General features: G+C 69.9%; 15 protein-coding genes and 1 pseudogene. 11 read left to right on the forward strand and 5 right to left on the reverse strand.

Annotated features, from left to right (window positions below; translation table 11 throughout):
• Window positions 1-307: pseudogene (locus V8688_RS10515) on the forward strand (hypothetical protein); the annotation flags it as partial.
• Window positions 308-355: 48 nt separating this feature from the next.
• Here V8688_RS10515 and V8688_RS10520 read toward each other — a convergent pair.
• From V8688_RS10520 to V8688_RS10530, 3 genes are read right to left on the reverse strand one after another with little or no spacing between them, the layout of a single operon-like run.
• Window positions 356-865 carry an NAD(P)H-dependent oxidoreductase gene (locus V8688_RS10520; RefSeq protein ID WP_342800704.1) on the reverse strand — a complete coding sequence of 170 codons (510 nt, stop codon included), beginning with the start codon at window positions 863-865 and terminating at the stop codon, window positions 356-358.
• Between the two features lie 12 nt (window positions 866-877).
• Window positions 878-1,543 carry a hypothetical protein gene (locus V8688_RS10525; protein WP_342800705.1) on the reverse strand — a complete coding sequence of 222 codons (666 nt, stop codon included), beginning with the start codon at window positions 1,541-1,543 and terminating at the stop codon, window positions 878-880.
• A gap of 18 nt (window positions 1,544-1,561) precedes the next feature.
• Window positions 1,562-3,883, reverse strand: coding sequence for an FdhF/YdeP family oxidoreductase (locus V8688_RS10530; protein WP_255587981.1), 2,322 nt, complete (start codon window positions 3,881-3,883; stop codon window positions 1,562-1,564).
• A 327-nt stretch (window positions 3,884-4,210) separates the two neighbouring features.
• On the opposite strand from V8688_RS10530, the gene V8688_RS10535 reads away from it, so the two are divergent.
• The 8 genes from V8688_RS10535 to gatB all read left to right on the forward strand — a co-directional run bounded on the left by V8688_RS10535 (window position 4,211) and on the right by gatB (window position 12,926).
• Complete coding sequence (locus V8688_RS10535) at window positions 4,211-5,452, forward strand: FUSC family protein (protein WP_342800706.1); 1,242 nt, start codon at window positions 4,211-4,213, stop codon at window positions 5,450-5,452.
• Between the two features lies 1 nt (window position 5,453).
• On the forward strand, window positions 5,454-6,380 hold the full coding sequence (locus V8688_RS10540; protein ID WP_342800731.1) for a LysR family transcriptional regulator: 927 nt from the start codon (window positions 5,454-5,456) through the stop codon (window positions 6,378-6,380).
• Window positions 6,381-6,428: 48 nt separating this feature from the next.
• Window positions 6,429-7,070, forward strand: a complete 642-nt coding sequence (locus tag V8688_RS10545) for a DUF1345 domain-containing protein (protein WP_218719195.1) — start codon at window positions 6,429-6,431, stop codon at window positions 7,068-7,070.
• 37 nt (window positions 7,071-7,107) lie between these two features.
• The gene (gene fdhD / locus V8688_RS10550) at window positions 7,108-7,917 is read left to right on the forward strand and encodes a formate dehydrogenase accessory sulfurtransferase FdhD (RefSeq protein ID WP_342800707.1); all 810 of its coding nucleotides are present in this window, start codon (window positions 7,108-7,110) and stop codon (window positions 7,915-7,917) included.
• A gap of 110 nt (window positions 7,918-8,027) precedes the next feature.
• A complete protein-coding gene (locus V8688_RS10555; RefSeq protein WP_342800708.1) occupies window positions 8,028-8,915 on the forward strand; it encodes a hypothetical protein in 888 nt (295 codons plus the stop codon).
• 28 nt (window positions 8,916-8,943) lie between these two features.
• The gene (locus V8688_RS10560) at window positions 8,944-9,978 is read left to right on the forward strand and encodes an ATP-dependent 6-phosphofructokinase (RefSeq protein ID WP_218719198.1); all 1,035 of its coding nucleotides are present in this window, start codon (window positions 8,944-8,946) and stop codon (window positions 9,976-9,978) included.
• Between the two features lie 47 nt (window positions 9,979-10,025).
• Window positions 10,026-11,399, forward strand: a complete 1,374-nt coding sequence (locus V8688_RS10565) for an alpha/beta fold hydrolase (RefSeq protein WP_342800709.1) — start codon at window positions 10,026-10,028, stop codon at window positions 11,397-11,399.
• Between the two features lie 21 nt (window positions 11,400-11,420).
• A complete protein-coding gene (gene gatB / locus V8688_RS10570; protein WP_342800710.1) occupies window positions 11,421-12,926 on the forward strand; it encodes an Asp-tRNA(Asn)/Glu-tRNA(Gln) amidotransferase subunit GatB in 1,506 nt (501 codons plus the stop codon).
• A gap of 52 nt (window positions 12,927-12,978) precedes the next feature.
• On the opposite strand, the gene V8688_RS10575 is transcribed toward gatB, so the two are convergent.
• A complete protein-coding gene (locus tag V8688_RS10575; protein ID WP_316575639.1) occupies window positions 12,979-14,103 on the reverse strand; it encodes a PQQ-dependent sugar dehydrogenase in 1,125 nt (374 codons plus the stop codon).
• Window positions 14,104-14,274: 171 nt separating this feature from the next.
• Between V8688_RS10575 and V8688_RS10580 the strand changes: the two genes are divergently transcribed.
• On the forward strand, window positions 14,275-15,045 hold the full coding sequence (locus V8688_RS10580) for a DoxX family protein (protein ID WP_342800711.1): 771 nt from the start codon (window positions 14,275-14,277) through the stop codon (window positions 15,043-15,045).
• Here V8688_RS10580 and V8688_RS10585 read toward each other — a convergent pair.
• Entirely contained in the window at window positions 15,038-15,535 is a 498-nt protein-coding gene (locus V8688_RS10585; protein WP_218719203.1) for a MarR family transcriptional regulator, read from the reverse strand. The genes V8688_RS10580 and V8688_RS10585 overlap by 8 nt on opposite strands.
• 85 nt (window positions 15,536-15,620) lie before the next feature.
• Here V8688_RS10585 and V8688_RS10590 point away from each other — a divergent pair, with 85 nt between their 5' ends.
• Window positions 15,621-17,234 carry a DHA2 family efflux MFS transporter permease subunit gene (locus tag V8688_RS10590; protein WP_342800712.1) on the forward strand — a complete coding sequence of 538 codons (1,614 nt, stop codon included), beginning with the start codon at window positions 15,621-15,623 and terminating at the stop codon, window positions 17,232-17,234.
• Window positions 17,235-17,328: the final 94 nt, after the last annotated feature.

Below are 17,328 nucleotides of genomic sequence, written 5' to 3' on the forward strand. Positions count from 1 at the left end.
GCGGGCGACCACCGCCGCGCCGACCACCTCGGCCGGTCCGGTGACCTTGCCCGCGGGCGCCCAGCCCTGCGAATCCGATAGCGCCGGCGGTGCGTTCGGCAAGGCGGCAGTCGGAACCGCGGTCACCAGTTGCGGTTTCGCCGAAGCGGTGCGGGCGGCCTACGTCAGCGGCGGCACCGCACCGGGTCCGCGACCGGTGGTGGCGGCCAGTCCGGTGACCGGCCGCACCTACACGATGACGTGCACGCCCGAGGGCAAGCTCGTCACCTGCACCGGCGGCGAGAACGCCGTGGTCTACGTCTACTGACCCACGCCGCGGCCGCGGCCCGGACCACGGGCCGCGACCTCCGCCGGGTCAGCTCGCCGACGACGCGACGGCCACCACGGTGTCCCCGAGCCGGGTGACCGTGGCCGGATCGCTCCACGACCCGGTGATCGACACACCGTCGGCGACCACCTCGGCGCCCGCCCGGCGCAACCGATCCGCCAGGTTCTGGTTGACCACCTCACCGGGGCCCGCCGTGATCACCGCGACGGGTTTGCCCTCGATCGCCGGCGCCGGGCTCGAACCCGGGTGCGCCAGCCAGGCGATCACGTTCTCGGCCTGCGCGGGCACCTCCGTGCCCTCGTCTGCGAACAGCAGCACGCCGTCGGCTTCCAGCGCCGAGCGCCGCAGCTGATTGGCGATCAGCGGCCGCGCGTCCTCGGTGTCGAGGTCGGGGGTGTAGCCGGGCAGGGTGTCGAGTTCGGCCAGCGTCACCACGTCGACATCGTTGCGGACCGCGACCCGCTGGGCCTCGGTCGCCAGTTGCGCCGCGAGGGAATCCGCACCGGGTGTGGCGACGAGCGCGAGCAGATAGGCCACCGTCGATCCCTCCTACCTGCCCTGCCGGGCGATCTGCTGCGCCGCGGCCTCGATCGCCGCGTCGTCGGCCGCGCTGAGATCGATGACGCCGATCCCGGTGATCCGGTCGGCCAGCGCGTGATTCTTCTCCTGCAGCCGCAGCGCGAAATCCTCGGCGACATCGGACTTCCCGGTGCCGTGCCCGAGCAGCACGAACGACTCGGTGCCGATCTCCGCGAGCAGCGCGACGGCGAGATCGTCGAAGTAGCGCAGGTACACCTGGTGATCGTCGTGCCCGGTGTGCCGCTCGACCGTGCGCAGATGCCGGGCGACGGTGTCGTGGTTGCGCACGTCGCGCTCGGAGTCGCTGACGCCGGTGGTGTCCAGGTCGAAGTGCAGGATCCGGGCGGTCTCGGCGTCCATCGCGACGGCGAACAGCGACCCGGTGCCCTTCAGTTCGGGATGGTCGGCCAGCAGCTGCCGCGCGTGCTCGATGTCGCCGATGGCGACCCGGCCGTCGTGCGGCCGGTGGAAGACCTCGCGGTGCCCGTTCATCCGCACCGCGAGCCGATCACCGGATTCCTGGTCGACCTCGTCGGCGAGGTCCTCCCACAGCGAGACGAACCGGGTCCATTCCAGGTCGCGGGGCGCCGGATGTCCGGTGATCGCCGCCAGCGTCTTGCGGGTATGCGCGTTCACAGTGTTCTCCTCGGCCGGTCAACTCGACGGTGTGACGGTGACTTTCACGCTCTTCATCAGGGGTTGATCGCTCTCGGTGCTGAAATCGCCGATCGCGCACAGCACGTTCATCTCCGGCATGTACCCGGCCGCGCAGCCCGGCGGGATGTCGTAGGGGACCACCTTGTATCGGTGCAGCGAGCGGGTCGACCCGTCGCGGGCGGTGCTGGTGATGTCGACGTCGTCGAACTCCGTCAGCCCGCGCTCGCGCATGTCCTGCTCGTTCATGAAGATCAGCGTGCGCAGGTTCTTCACGCCGCGATAGCGGTCGTTGTCGGAGTAGATACTGGTGTTCCACTGGTCGTGGGAACGCTGGGTGGCCAGGGTGAGCACCCCGGGCGGATTGATGGTGTCGGGCAGTGTCACGGTGGCGAATTCGGCCTTGCCCGAGGGGGTCAGGAAGATCAGTTCGCGCGCGGGCTGGCGGATGCGGAAACCCAGCGGCAGGCGGACGCGGCGGTTGTAGTCCTCGAAGCCGGGCAGCACCTTCGACATCACGTCGCGGATGCGGTCGTAGTCCTCGATGTAGTACTCCCACGGCGTCTCGGTCCGCGGCAGCGCGGCTTTGGCGATGCCTGCCAGGATCGCGGGCTCCGACATCAGGTGCGGGGACGCGGGCTTCTTCATGCCCCGCGACATGTGCACCACCGCCATGCCGTTCTCCATCGAGGTGATCTGCGGCCCGCTGCGCTGGTGGTCGCGTTCCGTGCGCCCGATGCAGGGCAGGATCAGCGCGCGTTTGCCGTGGATGACGTGGCTGCGATTGAGCTTGGTGCTGACATTGACGGTGAAGCCGCACTTCTGGAACGCCGCGAAGGTGTAGGCGGCATCCGGCGCGGCAGCGACGAAATTGCCGCCCATGCTGAGGAAGAACTCGAGCTTGCCCGCCTGCATCGCCTGGATCGTGGACACCACGTCGTAGCCGTTGGCGCGCGGCGGATCGATCTTGCACACCTGCGCCAGCCGGTCCAGGAACTCCGCGCTCGGATTGTTGTCGATGCCGCAGGTGCGGTTGCCCTGCACGTTGCTGTGCCCGCGCACGGGCGACGGACCGGCGCCCTCCCGGCCCAGATTGCCGCGCATGAGCAGCACATTGACGATCTCGCGGATCGTGTCGACACCGTGCTCGTGCTGGGTGATGCCCAGACACCAGCTCATGACGGTGCGGTCGGCGTCGCAGTAGATGCCGGCGGCCTTGCGGATGTCGCTCTCGCTCAGACCCGATTGCCGCTGGATCTCGGCCCAGGTGGTGTCCTTCACCTCGCGCACGTAGTCGTCGAAGCCGACGGTGTAGCGCTCGATGAACTCGTGGTCGAGGGCCTTGGGGTCGGTCTCGGCTTCCTCCAGCACGTGTTTGGCGATGCCGCGCAGCAGCGCGAAGTCGCCGCCGATGCGGACCTGCAGATTCAGGGTGCTGGTCTTGGTGGGGTGGAAGGTGGCCATCGCGGCGAAGTCGTGCGGGATGATCGTGTTGCGCGCGCCCGCCTCGATCAGCGGGTTGACGTGCACGATCTGCGCGCCGCGCTTGTGTGCCTCGGCCAGCGCGGTCAGCATGCGCGGCGCGTTGGAGGCCGCGTTGATGCCCATCACGAACAGCGCGTCGGCCTTGTCCCAGTCCTCGATGTCGCAGGTGCCCTTGCCGGTGCCCAGGGCCGCGTTGAGCGCGCGGCCGCTGGCCTCGTGGCACATGTTGGAGCAGTCGGGCAGGTTGTTGGTGCCGAATTCGCGCACCATCAGCTGGTAGAGGAAGGTGGCCTCGTTGCCGAGCCTGCCCGAGGTGTAGAACGACGCCAGATTCGGGTCGGGCAGTTCGCGCAGCGTCTTGCCGACCATCTCGAACGCGTCCGGCCAGCTGATCGGGACGTAGTGGTCGGTCGCGGCGTCGTAGACCATCGGATGGGTGAGCCTGCCCTGGTCCTCGAGGTCGTAGTCGCTCCAGGTGGCGAGCTCGCTGACGGTGTGCGCGGCGAAGAACTCCGGGGTGCACCGCTTGTGCGTCATCTCCCAGGTGACGTGCTTGATGCCGTTCTCGCAGACGTCGAGCTTGAGGCCGTCGGTCGCGTCGGGCCAGGCACAGCCGGGGCAGTCGAAGCCGTGCGAGGCGTGGTTCATCTTGAGAATGGCCTTGGTACCGATCAGCGGTTCGTGCTCCTTGAGCACCATGAACTTGCCGACGGCCAGCGCGGCGCCCCACCCCGCGGCCGGATGGTGATAGGGCTTCACCGACGGAACGGCGTCGCGATCGGCGGGGCCGCTCGGTCCGTTGTCGGGGTCATACGCGGTGTACGGACCGTCAGCCATGACGTGTTCCCTTCGATCGAAAGTGTTCGAAGCCTGTCGGTACCCGGTTGGGATTCTCTACCGCCGAGATCACGGATGGGCGTAGGCCGGGTACCGGCCCACCGACATCGAGCGTGTCGCGCGCGGTTCGAGTGTGTGCCCGCCGGTCCGGTCGCGTCCAAGACAGACTTCCGAGCACCCGATAGGCGCCGCTTATCACTGCCGGTAGAGTCCCGAAAACCGCGTCTCACCTGCGTTTCGACGGTTTGACGCGCGCCGCGCGGGTCGGTGACGATGGTCCATCGGCCCAGGGGAGACCGCCCCGTGACCGACTTTCGGAGGAACCCCTTGCGCACCATCTCGACCCAGGCGCGCCCGGTGATTCGACGGTTCACCACCGACATCGATCATCTGCCCGCTGCCCGGGTGTTCGCCGGCCTGGCCGTGCCCGGCCTGCTGCTCGTCGCGGCGGGCCGCACCGACCTGCTCATCTACGCGGTGTTCGGGTCCTTCACCGGCATGTACGGCTTCGCGGAAGCGCCGCGGCAGCGGCTGGTCCATCAGTGCGAGGCGGCGGTGCTGCTGGTCGGCGCGGTCGGCGCGGGCATCCTGCTCGCCCGGCTGCACGCCCCGCCCGCTGTGCTGGTCGCGGCGGTGGCGGTGTTCGCCGCGGTCGCCTCGCCGATCACCGACCGGCTCGGCCTGCGGCCGGAGGGCCCGTTCTTCGGCATCTTCGCCTTCGGCGCCGTCGCGATGGTCGCGGGTGGCCGGCGTGATCCGCTGTCCGCGCTGGCGGTCTGCGCGCTCACCGCGGCGTTGTGCGTGGTGGTCGGCTATCTCGAGTCGACGCGGCGGGAGCGTCGCGACGACACCCGCGCTGTCCCGGTGACGATTCCGCCGCATCGCACCGGCCGGATCTCGCTGGTGCAGGCGGGTCGCTACGCGCTGGCCATCTCCGTCGCGGGCGGCATCGGCCTGCTGCTCGGTGTCGGCCACGCCAACTGGGCGATGGCGGGCGCGGCGGTGCCGTTGGCGGCCGCCGACTCGCGCGGGCGGATCACCCGCGGGCTGCACCGCGTCGTCGGGACCTTCCTGGGTCTCGCGGTCACGGCCCCGCTGCTGATCCCCGGTCCCAGCCCGGCGATGCTGGGACTGGCGATCATCGCGCTGCTGTACCCGACCGAACTGTTCCTGGCCCGCCACTACGCGGTCGCGCTCGGGTTCTTCACCCCGCTGATCATGTCGATGACCGAATTGGCCGACCCCACCGATCCGCTGACCATGCTCACCGATCGCGCCGTCGACACGGTGATCGGTGTCGCGGTGGGCGTCGCGGTGGCCCTGCTGATCCGCGAACCGGCGCTCGGCACGGCCCCGACCTCCCCGCCGAAGGCATGCGAACCGATGCATACTGTCGACATGGCTGACGACAACCAGTGGTACTACTGCATCAAGCACCATCAGGCCGAACAGGGCAAGACCTGCTGGTACGGCGACCGGATGGGTCCCTACCCGGACCAGGCCACCGCCGAACGAGCACTCGAGATCGCCAAGGCCCGCAACAAGGCCGCCGACGCCGAGGACGACTGAGCTGCTGTTCCGCCAACTCGAGTACTTCGTCGCCCTCGCCCGCGAACGGCACTTCGCCCGCGCGGCCGCGGCCTGCTACGTCTCCCAGCCCGCCCTGTCCGAGGCGCTACGCAAACTCGAACACGAGCTGGGGGTTCCGCTGGTCCGGCGCGGGCGCACGTTCGAGGGACTGACCCCCGAGGGCGAACGACTCGTGTTGTGGGCCAGGCGGATCCTGGCCGACCGCGACGCGCTCGCGCACGAGGTGCACGCGTTGCAGACCGGCCTCACCGGTGACCTGCGGATCGGGGCGATCCCGGCCGCCTCGGGCACCGTCGCCCTGCTGACCGACCCGTTCTGCACCGCGCACCCGCTGGTGCGGATCCGGGTGGAGACCAGCCTGCGTTCGGGCGATATCGTCGAGCGGCTGCGGCGTTTCGAACTCGACGCGGGCATCGTCTACGGCGACGGCGTCGACACCGCGGGCCTCACCCGGACCCCGCTCTACGCCGAACGGCAGGTCCTGCTGGCGGGCACCGATCTGCTGGCGGGCCGGTCCGGGGCGATCAGCTGGGCCGAGGCGCTCGAGATGCCGATGTGCTTGCTGCACAAGGGCATGCGCGGCCGCGATCTGATCGACGACGCCCTGGTCCCCACCGGTCTGGTGCCGTCGCCGCAGGTGGAGACCGATTCGGTGGTGTCGCTGCTCGCGCATGTGAGCACCGGCCGCTGGGCCTGTGTGGTGCCGCAGCCGTGGCTGACGATCTTCCCGCCGCCCGCGGGCGTACGGACCCTGCGCCTGGACGACCCGGCCGTGACCGCCGGGATCGTGCTCGTCACCCCGGCCGTCGAGCCGGGGTCGGTGCTGGTCAAAGCGCTCATCGAGACCGCGCGCACGGCCGGTATCGACGACACCCTGCGGCGCTCGGCGCAGCGGCGCGAGAGCTGAGATCGACATCGGCTATGAGTGTGCGCACCTTCGGTACTGTCGATCGATATGAGGAACCACCTGGTGGTGCCCGCAGTCAATCGCCTGGTCGGTTCGATCCTGATCGGGGCGCTGATCGGGGTCCTCGTCGGCCTCGGACTCGGGCGGGGCGTAGCGCTGGGTGGCCTGATCGGCATCGCGGCGATGGCCACGGTCTTCGTCGTCGCGGGCTGGCTGGTGCTGTGGCCGATGGACGCCGCGCAGACCAAGGCGAATGTGCGGCGCGAGGACTTCCAGCCGTTCGTCCAGGAGATCTCGGTGGTGTCCTCGGCGGCGGGCGGGATCATCGGCATCGTGGCGATCCTGGTGTTCGGCCGGTCGGAGGAGGGGCACGTCGCGGCGGCGACGGCGCTGGCCGGCGTCTTCGCGGCCTGGGCGGCGGTGCACCTGATGTACGCGGCGCGATATGCCTTCCACTACTACGAATCACCCACGGGCGGGATCGATTTCAACTCCGAGGAGCCGCCCTCGTACCGCGACTTCCTCTATTTCAGCTACAACCTCGGGATGACCTATCAGGTCTCCGACACCAATGTCACCAGTCCGGTGGTGCGGGCCATCGTGCTCCGGCACTGCCTGCTGTCCTACGCTTTCGGCACGGTCATCCTGGCGACGACGATCAATCTCGTCGTCGGCATCGCGACCGGCTGAGCGAACCCACCGCAACCCGACCGATGGGCACCTCCTGATGAGCAGAGTCACCGCACGGCGCAAGACGATCCGGCTGTCGCCGACCGGACGGATCCAGCGCCCGGACACCCTGGCGGTGGAGGAACCGCTCGAGATCCGCGTGGACGGGCAGTCGCTCACCGTCACCATGCGCACCCCGGGCAACGACATCGACCTGGTGCACGGTTTCCTCTTCGGCGAGGACATCATCGGCTCGGCGGAGGACATCGTCACCGCCCGCTACTGCGCGGGCACCGACGAGCAGGGCCGCAACACCTACAACGTGCTCGACCTGCGCCTGCGCACCCCGGTGCCGCTGCACACCCGCAACTTCCTCACCACCGGCGCGTGCGGCCTCTGCGGCAAGTCCGCGCTCGACGAGGTGCGCACGCACACCCGCTACCCGATCCCGCGCGACACCGCGACGGTGTCGACCGAGGTCCTGTCCGGCCTGCCCAAGCAGCTGCGCGCCGGTCAGAAGCTCTTCGACGCCACCGGCGGCCTGCACGCGGCGGGCCTGTTCAGCACCGACGGCACGTTGCTGGCGGTCCGCGAGGACATCGGCAGGCACAACGCCGTCGACAAGGTGATCGGCTGGGCGTTGCGGGAGAACCGGATTCCCGCGCCGGATCTGATCCTGGTGGTGAGCAGCCGCGCGTCCTTCGAACTGGCGCAGAAGGCGGTGATGGCCGGCATCCCGATCCTGGCCGCGGTGTCGGCGCCGAGCTCACTGGCCGTGGACCTGGCGGCCGAGTCGGAGCTGACGCTGGTGGGCTTCCTGCGCGGCGAGACGATGAATATCTACACGGGTGAACATCGTCTGACCTGAGCGTTTCACGGTCGAAGTGGGCGTTCGGCCATACTGCCCAGTACGGTGTCGGGACTGCTACCCCGGCATCGAAGCCCGGGGGGAGTTTAGAAACGAAGATGTTTTACATGATGACGAAAGATCGGCGCCCCGTCCGGATGGTGCTCACCGCGCTGCTCGGGGCCGTCGTGGTGCTCACCGGCGGATGCGGCATCGGATCCGAGCCCGCGACCCCGCCGCGCACGACGACGAGTATCGCCGCCATCGATCCCGGCGCGGGCGGCGCCGGCAACGTCTCGATCGCGGTGCCCGGCAGTCTGGCCGCCGACTTCAACGCAGTACAGCAGGGTTTCCGCGGCAGCGTGGGACTGGCGATCATGCCGGTGGGCGGGGACAAGATGGTCACCTTCGGCACCTGGACCTCGGGCCCGGCCTGGTCGACGATCAAGGTGCCGCTGGCCATCGCGGCGCTGCGCAACAACGCCTCCTACGTCACCACCGCGACCTCGGCCATCACCGCCTCCGACAACGGCGCCGCCGACACCCTGTGGCAGTCGCTGGGTTCCGGCGCCGCCGCGGCCACGGCCGTGGAGAACGTGCTGCGCGAGGGCGGCGACACCACGACCACGGTGCCCACCGCCCGCACCAGGGCCGACGCGTCGGTCTACGGCCAGGCCGAATGGACGCTGGCCGAGCAGGTGCGTTTCGCCGCGCACCTGCCCTGCATTCCGCAGAGCCAGCGCGTGGTCGGGCTCATGCAGCAGATCATCCCGAGTCATCGCTGGGGACTGGGCGCCTTCGGCAGCGCCGAGTTCAAGGGCGGCTGGGGCCCGGACCTGTCCGGCAAATACCTGGTCCGCCAGTTCGGGCTCATCGATTCGCCCTCGGGCCGGATCGCGATCGCCTTCGCCGCGCAACCGGATTCGGGCTCCTTCAACGACGGCATGACCATGCTGGACAAGATGGCGACGCTGATCTCGGGTCATCTCGGCGAGCTGGCCGGAGGTCACTGCCCCTGATCGCCGTCGGTGCGGCAAGATGAACGCCATGCGCATCGGAGTCTTGACCGGAGGCGGAGACTGTCCAGGGCTGAACGCGGTGATCCGGGCTGTCGTCCGCACCGCGAACGGCCGCTACGGCGACTCGATCGTCGGGTTCGAGGACGGCTGGCGCGGCCTCCTAGAGGACCGCAAGATCCGCATCCACAACGACGACCGCACCGACCGGCTGCTCACCAAGGGCGGCACCATGCTCGGCACCGCGCGCACCAATCCGGATGTGCTGCGCGCCGGGCTCGGCCGGATCAAGCAGACCCTCGACGACAACGGCATCGAAGCCCTGATCCCGATCGGCGGCGAGGGCACGCTCACCGCCGCGAGCTGGCTCTCCGACGAGGGGGTGCCGGTGGTCGGCGTCCCCAAGACCATCGACAACGACATCGATTGCACCGACGTCACGTTCGGCCACGACACCGCCCTCTCGATCGCCACCGAGGCCATCGACCGTCTGCACACCACCGCCGAATCCCATCAGCGGGTGATGCTGGTGGAGGTGATGGGCAGGCACGCGGGCTGGATCGCGCTCAACTCCGGCATCGCGGCCGGCGCGCATCTGACCCTGGTGCCCGAGGAGCCCTTCGACGTGGCGCAGGTGTGCGCGATGATCAAGAGCCGTTTCCAGCGCGGGGACAAGCACTTCATCTGCGTGGTCGCCGAAGGCGCGCACCCCGCACCGGATTCCGGCTTCGCGCTGCGCGAGGGCGGAATCGACGAGTTCGGTCACGAGCGGTTCACCGGCGTCGCCCAGCAGCTCGGCTCGGAGATCGAGCGCCGGATCGGCAAGGAGGTCCGCACCACCGTGCTCGGCCACGTCCAGCGCGGTGGCAGCCCGACCCCCTACGACCGCATCCTGGCGACCCGCTTCGGCGTGCACGCCGCCGAAGCGGTACACGCCGGACACTTCGGGCAGATGGTCGCCCTGCACGGCACCACCATCGGGTTGGTTCCGCTGTCGGAGGCCACCAAGCAGCTCAAGCGGGTTCCGCCGGAACGACTCGGCGAGGCGCGGGCCTTCTTCGGCTGACCCGCAGCGGTCCTCGACTTTTCGGTGCGCGTCGGTACCGTTGCCGTATGCGCACCGGTCGAGTGATCGTTTCGGTACTGTTCGTGGTCGCCGCGCTGGTGACGGGCTGTTCGTCGGACGAGGACGCCGGACCCGCCGTCCAGGGGCCGTGGCACGGTGACATCGAGGTGCCGGGTGCGCCGATCGCGATCGGCGTGACCTTCGCCGAGAACGGTTCGGCCACCATCGACATCCCGGCACAGGGCGTGCGCGCCGCGGCGCTGAAGGACGTGCGCACCGAGCCGGACCGGGTCGAGTTCACCGTTCCCGACGCACCGGGCGACCCGGGTTTCCGCGGCAAGCTCGACGGCGAGCAGATCACCGGCGACTGGGCGCAGTCCGGCCAGACGGTGCCGCTGGTGCTGCGCCGCGGCCCGGTCGAGAGCGTGGCCAGGCCGCAGGACCCGAAACCGCCGTACCCGTACCGCAGCGAGGACGTCACCTATCGCAGCGGTGACATCACCATCGCGGGCACGCTCACCGAACCCGAAGGCAGCGGCCCGTTCCCGGCGATGCTGCTGATCACCGGCAGCGGACCGCAGGACCGCAACGAGGACCTGGTGGGCCACCGCCCGTTCCTGCTGCTGGCCGACACCTTCACCCGCGCGGGCTACGCCGTGCTGCGCACCGACGACCGCGGCGTCGGCGGCACCGGCGGCAACCTCGACGACGCCACCTACCCCGACCTCGCCGCCGACGCGGCCGCGGGCGTCGCGTTCCTGCGCGCCCGGCCCGAGATCGATCCGGCGAAGGTCGGCCTGTTCGGGCACAGCGAGGGCGGCTACCTCGCCCCGCTCGTCGCCGCCCGGCCCGACAGCAACGTCGCGTTCGCGGTGCTCATGGCCGGCCCGGCGGTGGTCGGCGCGGACGTGCTGATCGAGCAGAACAAGGTGATCATGGCCGGCGCGGGCGCGCCGCAGAACGAGATCGACGCGCAGGTCGACTACGTCACCCGGTGGTCGGCCCTGCTGCGCGCGGGCGATACCGCCGGCGCCGCGGCCTACGCCCAGCAGCACAACGATTCGCTGCCGCCCGAGCAGCGCGCGCCCCAGGCGACCCTCGACTCGTTCAACACCCCGTACATGGCCTCGTTCATCACCTACGACCCGAAGCCCGCGCTGGAGGCCCTGCGGGTGCCGGTGCTGGCCTTCTTCGGCGACAAGGACCAGCAGGTGCTCGCCACGCAGAACGAGCCGCCGATGCGGGCGAACCTGGCGGGCGACCCCGACGCCACCGTGCACACCTTTCCCGGCCTCAACCACCTGATGCAGCCCACCGACACGGGCAAACCCAGCGAATATTCCACCATCGAGACCACCATCGACCCGGCGGTGCTCACCTACGTCACCGACTGGCTCACCCAGCGCGTCCCGCCCCGCTAGAGCTTCCTAAGATAGACAGTTATGAGCGCACCCACGGTCGAGTTGATGGACTACGCCGATGTCATCTCCCGGTACGAGCCGGTGCTCGGCATGGAGGTCCACGTCGAGTTGTCCACGGCGACCAAGATGTTCTGCGGTTGCCCCACCGAGTTCGGCGCCGAACCCAATACCCAGGTGTGCCCGGTCTGCCTCGGCCTGCCCGGCTCGCTGCCGGTGGTCAACGAGAAGGCCGTCGAGTCGGCCATCCGGATCGGTCTCGCGCTGAACTGTTCGATCACCCCGTGGGGCCGGTTCGCGCGCAAGAACTACTTCTACCCGGATCAGCCGAAGAACTACCAGATCAGCCAGTACGACGAGCCGATCGCCACCGACGGCTTCCTCGATGTCGTGCTCGACGACGGGTCCACCTTCCGGGTGGACATCGAGCGCGCCCACATGGAGGAGGACACCGGCAAGTCGCTGCACGTGGGCGGCGCGACCGGTCGAATCCACGGCGCCAGTCACTCGCTGCTCGACTTCAACCGCGCGGGCGTGCCGCTGATCGAGATCGTCACCAAGCCGATCACCGGTGCCGGTGAGCGCGCGCCCGAGGTCGCCCGCGCCTACGTCACCGCGCTGCGCGAGGTGCTGCGCTCGCTGAACGTCTCCGACGTGAAGATGGAGCAGGGCTCGCTGCGCTGCGACGCCAACGTGTCGCTGATGCCGGTGGGCGCGAAGGAATTCGGCACCCGCACCGAGACCAAGAACGTGAACTCGCTCAAGAGCGTCGAGGTCGCGGTGCGCTACGAGATGCGCCGGCAGGCGGCCGTGCTCACCGACGGCGGCGAGATCGTCCAGGAGACCCGGCACTTCAACGAGGCCGACGGCTCCACGTCCGCGGGTCGCCGCAAGGAGACCGCCGAGGACTACCGCTACTTCCCGGAGCCGGACCTCGAGCCCGTCGCCCCGGCCGCCGAGTGGGTCGAACAACTGCGCGCCACCATTCCGGAGTACCCGTGGCTGGTACGCGCCCGGATCCAGGCCGACTGGGGCCTGTCCGACGAGGTCATGCGCGACCTCGTCAACGCGGGCGCGCTCGACCTGATCATCGCCACCGTCGAGGCGGGCGCCCCCGCGAACGAGGCGCGCTCGTGGTGGGTCGCCTATCTGACCGAGAAGGCCAAGGAGCGCGAGGTCGCCCTGGCCGAGCTGCCGATCACCCCGGCGCAGGTGGCGGCGGTGATCGCGCTGGTCGAGGCCAAGACCGTCAACAACAAGGTCGCCAAGCAGGTCGTCGACTTCGTCCTCGCGGGCGAGGGCGAGCCCGCCGCGATCGTCGAGGCCAAGGGCCTGGGCATGGTCAGCGACGACTCCGCCCTGCAGGTCGAGGTCGAGAAGGCGCTGGCCGCCAACCCCGATATCGCCGAGAAGATCCGCGCCGGCAAGGTCCAGGCGGCGGGCAAGATCGTCGGTGACGTGATGAAGGCCACCCGCGGCCAGGCCGACGCGGCCAAGGTCCGCGAGCTGGTCCTCGCCGCCTGCGCGTAGACGCTCGACAACCACCGCCCCCCACCGGATTCCGGTGGGGGGCGGTGGTGTTCTAGTCGGGGCCGCCTGCCCCGCCCTGCGGCGGCGGGATGCGCACGACGCGATCGTCGAACTCGCCCGGCGTGCCGTCGGCCTTGTTGGTCGTGGTCACCCAGACGCTGCCGTCGGGCGAGGCCGTCGCGCCGAGGAGCTTGCCGTACTTGTCCTGGGCGATCAGGGCAGGCGCGGTGGTGACGGCGAAGGTATTGGGGTCGGCGGCCACGGCGGCCAGCGCCTTGCCCTCGCCCAGGGCCACGGCGACACCGTCACCGGTGGCCGTGCAACCACCGACGCCGGGTCGATCGGGCCAGGTCCACGAGACGGTCAGGGTGCCGTCGGTGCCCAGATGCTGGAGCCGGTCCTCGGCGGCGGTGCGGTCGGTGACCCACATGCCGTCCTTGCCGTCGCGGCAGATGTCGCCCGCCGTGCCGATGCCCGAGGCCACCACCTGCGGCGTGTTCACCCCCGAGGACGGCGACTCCAGGCGCAGCACCTTCCCGCCGAGCGAGCCGGGATCGGCTGCCGCGCCGGGGTTGCCCGCGTCGCCGGTGAGGACGAGCAGCTGGGTGGGCGTCGCCCAGTCGATGGCGCCGCGATTCCCGCTGGCGCCCTTCGGGATTCCGGTCAGGATCTCCTTGGGCGCCCCGCCGTTGCGGGACAGCCGGACCACCCGGTTGTCGCTGCCGGTGGTGATGTAGGCGTACATCAGCCCGTCCTCGCCGAAGGTGGGCGAGAGCACGATGTCGGAGATGCCGCCGTCGCCGGAACCGTCGACCGGCACGCGCGCGACCTCGACCGCCGGCTCCTGCGGCGTGCTCGCGTCGACCGGGGTCACCTGCAGGATGCGGCCGGTCCGCCGCTCCGCCACCAGCGCACCGTCGCCGACCGGGATCAGCCCGGCGGCCGAATCCAGGCAGGTGGCGATGACATTCGGGTCGGGATCGATGCACGGGCCGGTCGGCCGCGGTACCTGGGAGGGCGACTCCTGCGGCTTCTTCGGCTCGACATTGGACCCACCCAGCGACGGCTCGGTGGTGAACGGGCTCGACGCCGACTCGTCGAATCGGGCGCACCCGGCGACCAAGACGGTGCCCAGTGCCAACCCGATCGCCACGCGGCCCGCGAATACCGAACTCATGGCACAGACGTTACCGGCAGCCGAGTGGGGCTGACACGCCTGTTCCGGGGAAGACCGGCACACCGACTCGGCACGTCATAGGGTGAGGCGGTGACCGACAAGTCGAATGACACGCCGAACGCCGATGGGCCGGCGCCGACCGGACCGCCCGCGTCGTCGTCGGGTCGCCCGGTGACCAGCCCGTACGATTCGCCCACCACGCAGATGCCGAAACCGGATCTGCACAAGGACATTCCGCGCACCGACGAGGACCTCGGCCTCGACCCCGGTGACGAGGTGCCCAGCGCCGGTGCCGCACAGGCCGCCGGTGGGGGCGACGACGGGTACGGCTACGCGTCGATCCCGCCCGCGGCGGCTGCCTCGGCGGGCGCGGTCCGGCTGCAGCGCCGTAATCGCGAGCCTCGCCGCGGCACCCTGGACCTGGGTCTGTTCGTGCTGCGCCTGGTGGTCGGCTACACCTTCATCTACCACGGGCTGCAGAAGCTCACCGGCTGGTTCCACGGCCCCGGCCTCGACGGCACCAAGGCGATGATGGAGGGCGGCGGCTGGGATTATCCGTCGCTGTCGACGGCCCTGGTGATCGCCGGCGAACTCGGTGGCGGCGTCCTGCTCGTCCTCGGTCTGGCCACCCCGCTCGCCGGTGGTGCCGTGCTGGCGACGATCCTCACCGCGTGGATGTGGAAGCAGGGCATGATCCCTGGCTTCCAGTACAACGCGGGGACCCCCACCGGCGTCGAACTCGACAGCGTGCTGGCCGGCGCGGCGCTGGCGATCATCCTCACCGGCCCCGGCCGCTGGTCCTTCGACCGTGCCCGCGGCTGGGCGACCCGCCCGGCCTACGGCTCCTTCACCGTCGTCGTGCTCGCCATCGCCGCCGCGATCGCCACCTACGTGTTCCTCCACGGCGGCAATCCGTTGAAGGGCATCGGCCCGTTCAACTGAGTCCGGACGGCTGCGGCGGTGTGGGTTCGGCCAGGTGGGCGGTCATGGTGATCCGCACATCGGCCAGGAATTCCTCGAACCGCCGCAGCTCGGTGGGGGAGTATCGCCCCATGACCGTCTCCTCCACCTTCACCCCGAGGGGTCCGAAGAAGTCGTCGGCCAGGTCGTGGATGCGCGGGGTGCTGCGCAGGGTGACGATGCGCCGGTCGTCGTGCTCGCGGCTGCGGACGATGTGCCCGGCCTTCTCGAGCCGGTTCAGCAGCGCGGTGGTCGCGCTGTTGGACAACGAGATCCGCTCGCTGAGCCGCGCGGGTGACAGGGTCGCGCCGCGTTCCTCCGCGGTGAGGATCTCGATCAGCGCCTCGGCATCGGTGGAGTGCAGCCCGAGCCAGGCCGCGAATCGATGGGTGAATTCGCGGTAGTTCGCGCCGTAGGCGCGCATGCCCTCGTGGATCCGTTGATACTGCGCGCCAGCGTCCGACCGGGTCATAGGTTCCTTTCGCATCGGTTGACATCCTATTGCCCGCAATCTACTTTGACCATGGAAATATTCCACCATGGAAATAGGAGATGCGATGAGTCAAGAGTCGTCCATCCGCCGATGGCTCGGCTTGATCGCCATCGCCCTCGGTGTCGCGCTGATCGTGGTCGACACCACGATCGTCAACGTGATCATCCCGTCGATCATCGAGGATCTGGCGACGGGTTCGACCGAGGCGCAATGGATTCAGGAGTCCTACGCGATCGTGTTCGCGGCGCTGCTGCTGGTGGTCGGCCGGATCGCCGACATCGTCGGGGCGCGCAGAGTGTTCGTCGCCGGTGTCGTCGTCTTCGGCGCGACCAGCGTCCTGGCCGGGCTCGCCCCCGGCGGCGGACTGCTGATCGTCGCCCGGTTCCTGCAGGGCGCCGGCGCCGCGATGATCCTGCCGACCTCGCTGGCGCTGCTCAACGCCACCTTCACCGGGAAAGCGCGTGGTCAGGCGTTCGCGGTGTGGGGTTCGACGATCGGCGCCGCCGCGGCGCTCGGCCCGCTGCTCGGCGGCTGGCTGGCCGAACACGTGTCGTGGCGCTGGGCGTTCGGGATCAACGTGCCACTGGCGGTGCTGATCGTGATCGGTGTGCTGGCGTGCATCGCGCCCTCGCCGAAGGTCGCGGGACGACTCGATGTGCTCGGCGCGATCCTGTCGGTGCTCGGTCTCGGGCTGCTCGCCTTCGGGCTGGTCGAAGGCCGCACCTACGGCTGGATCAGCACGGTGCATCCGCTGGGGATCGGCGGTCTCACCTGGGGCAGTGGGCCGTCGCCGGTGCTGGTCGCCCTGGTGCTGAGCGCGCTCGCGCTGGCCGGTTTCGTGGTGCGCCAGGTGCTGCTGCGCCGCGGTCCCGACGCCGACAAGGCGCTGATGGATCTGAGCCTGTTCCGGCTGGCCTCGTTCCGCAACGGCAATATCGCCACGCTGATCATCGGGCTCGGCGAGTTCGGCATCGTCGCGGTCCTGCCGCTGTGGCTGCAGTTCACCCTCGGCTACAGCGCCGTGCAGTCCGGGCTGGCGCTGGTGCCGATCGCCATCGGCAGCTTCATCGCCAGCGGTGCCAGCTTCGGGATGGCGGGCAAGGCGTCACCGCTGAACATGGTGCGGCTCGGTCTCGCCCTCGAGGTCGTCGGCCTGGCGGCGCTGGCCTTCTTCGCCGCCACCGACAGTTCCTGGTGGGCGCTGTCGCTGATCCTGTGCGTGTACGGCATCGGTGTCGGATTCGCCACGGCCCAGGTCACCAATGTGGTGCTGGCCGAGATCCCCGAGAACGACAACGGCCAGGCCTCCGGCATCCAGAGCGCCTTCCGTCAGCTCGGTTCCGCGCTCGGCATCGCGGTGCTCACCACGGTCTTCTTCACCACGCTGAGCTCGCAGGTCGACGACGACCTCACCGCCGCCGGCCTGCCCCCGGCCCAGGCGCAGCAGTACGCGCACGCCGTCACCAGCAGCGCGGGCGCGGCGATCGAAGGCTTCGCCGCTCAACCGGAGACCCGCGAGGTCGCCGAGACCGGCCGCACGGCGATGACCGATGGCATCACCCTGGGCGGCTACCTCGCCGCGGGCTTCGTCCTGCTCGGGTTGATCGCCACCGCGCTCATCCCGTCCCGCACGGGCGACGAGTCGTCCACGCCGACAACACAACCCGCGCTCGTGTAAGCGCGGAACCGCTGATTCGGTGAGGGCCCGGGTAACTCACCGAGTCGAGCTGACCGAGCAGTGGGGGGGGGGGGGGGGGGGGGGGGGGCCGGGG

Origin of the sequence: Nocardia sp. No.11 (assembly GCF_038752175.1) — a bacterium.
In the GTDB taxonomy this organism is placed as follows: domain Bacteria; phylum Actinomycetota; class Actinomycetes; order Mycobacteriales; family Mycobacteriaceae; genus Nocardia; species Nocardia canadensis.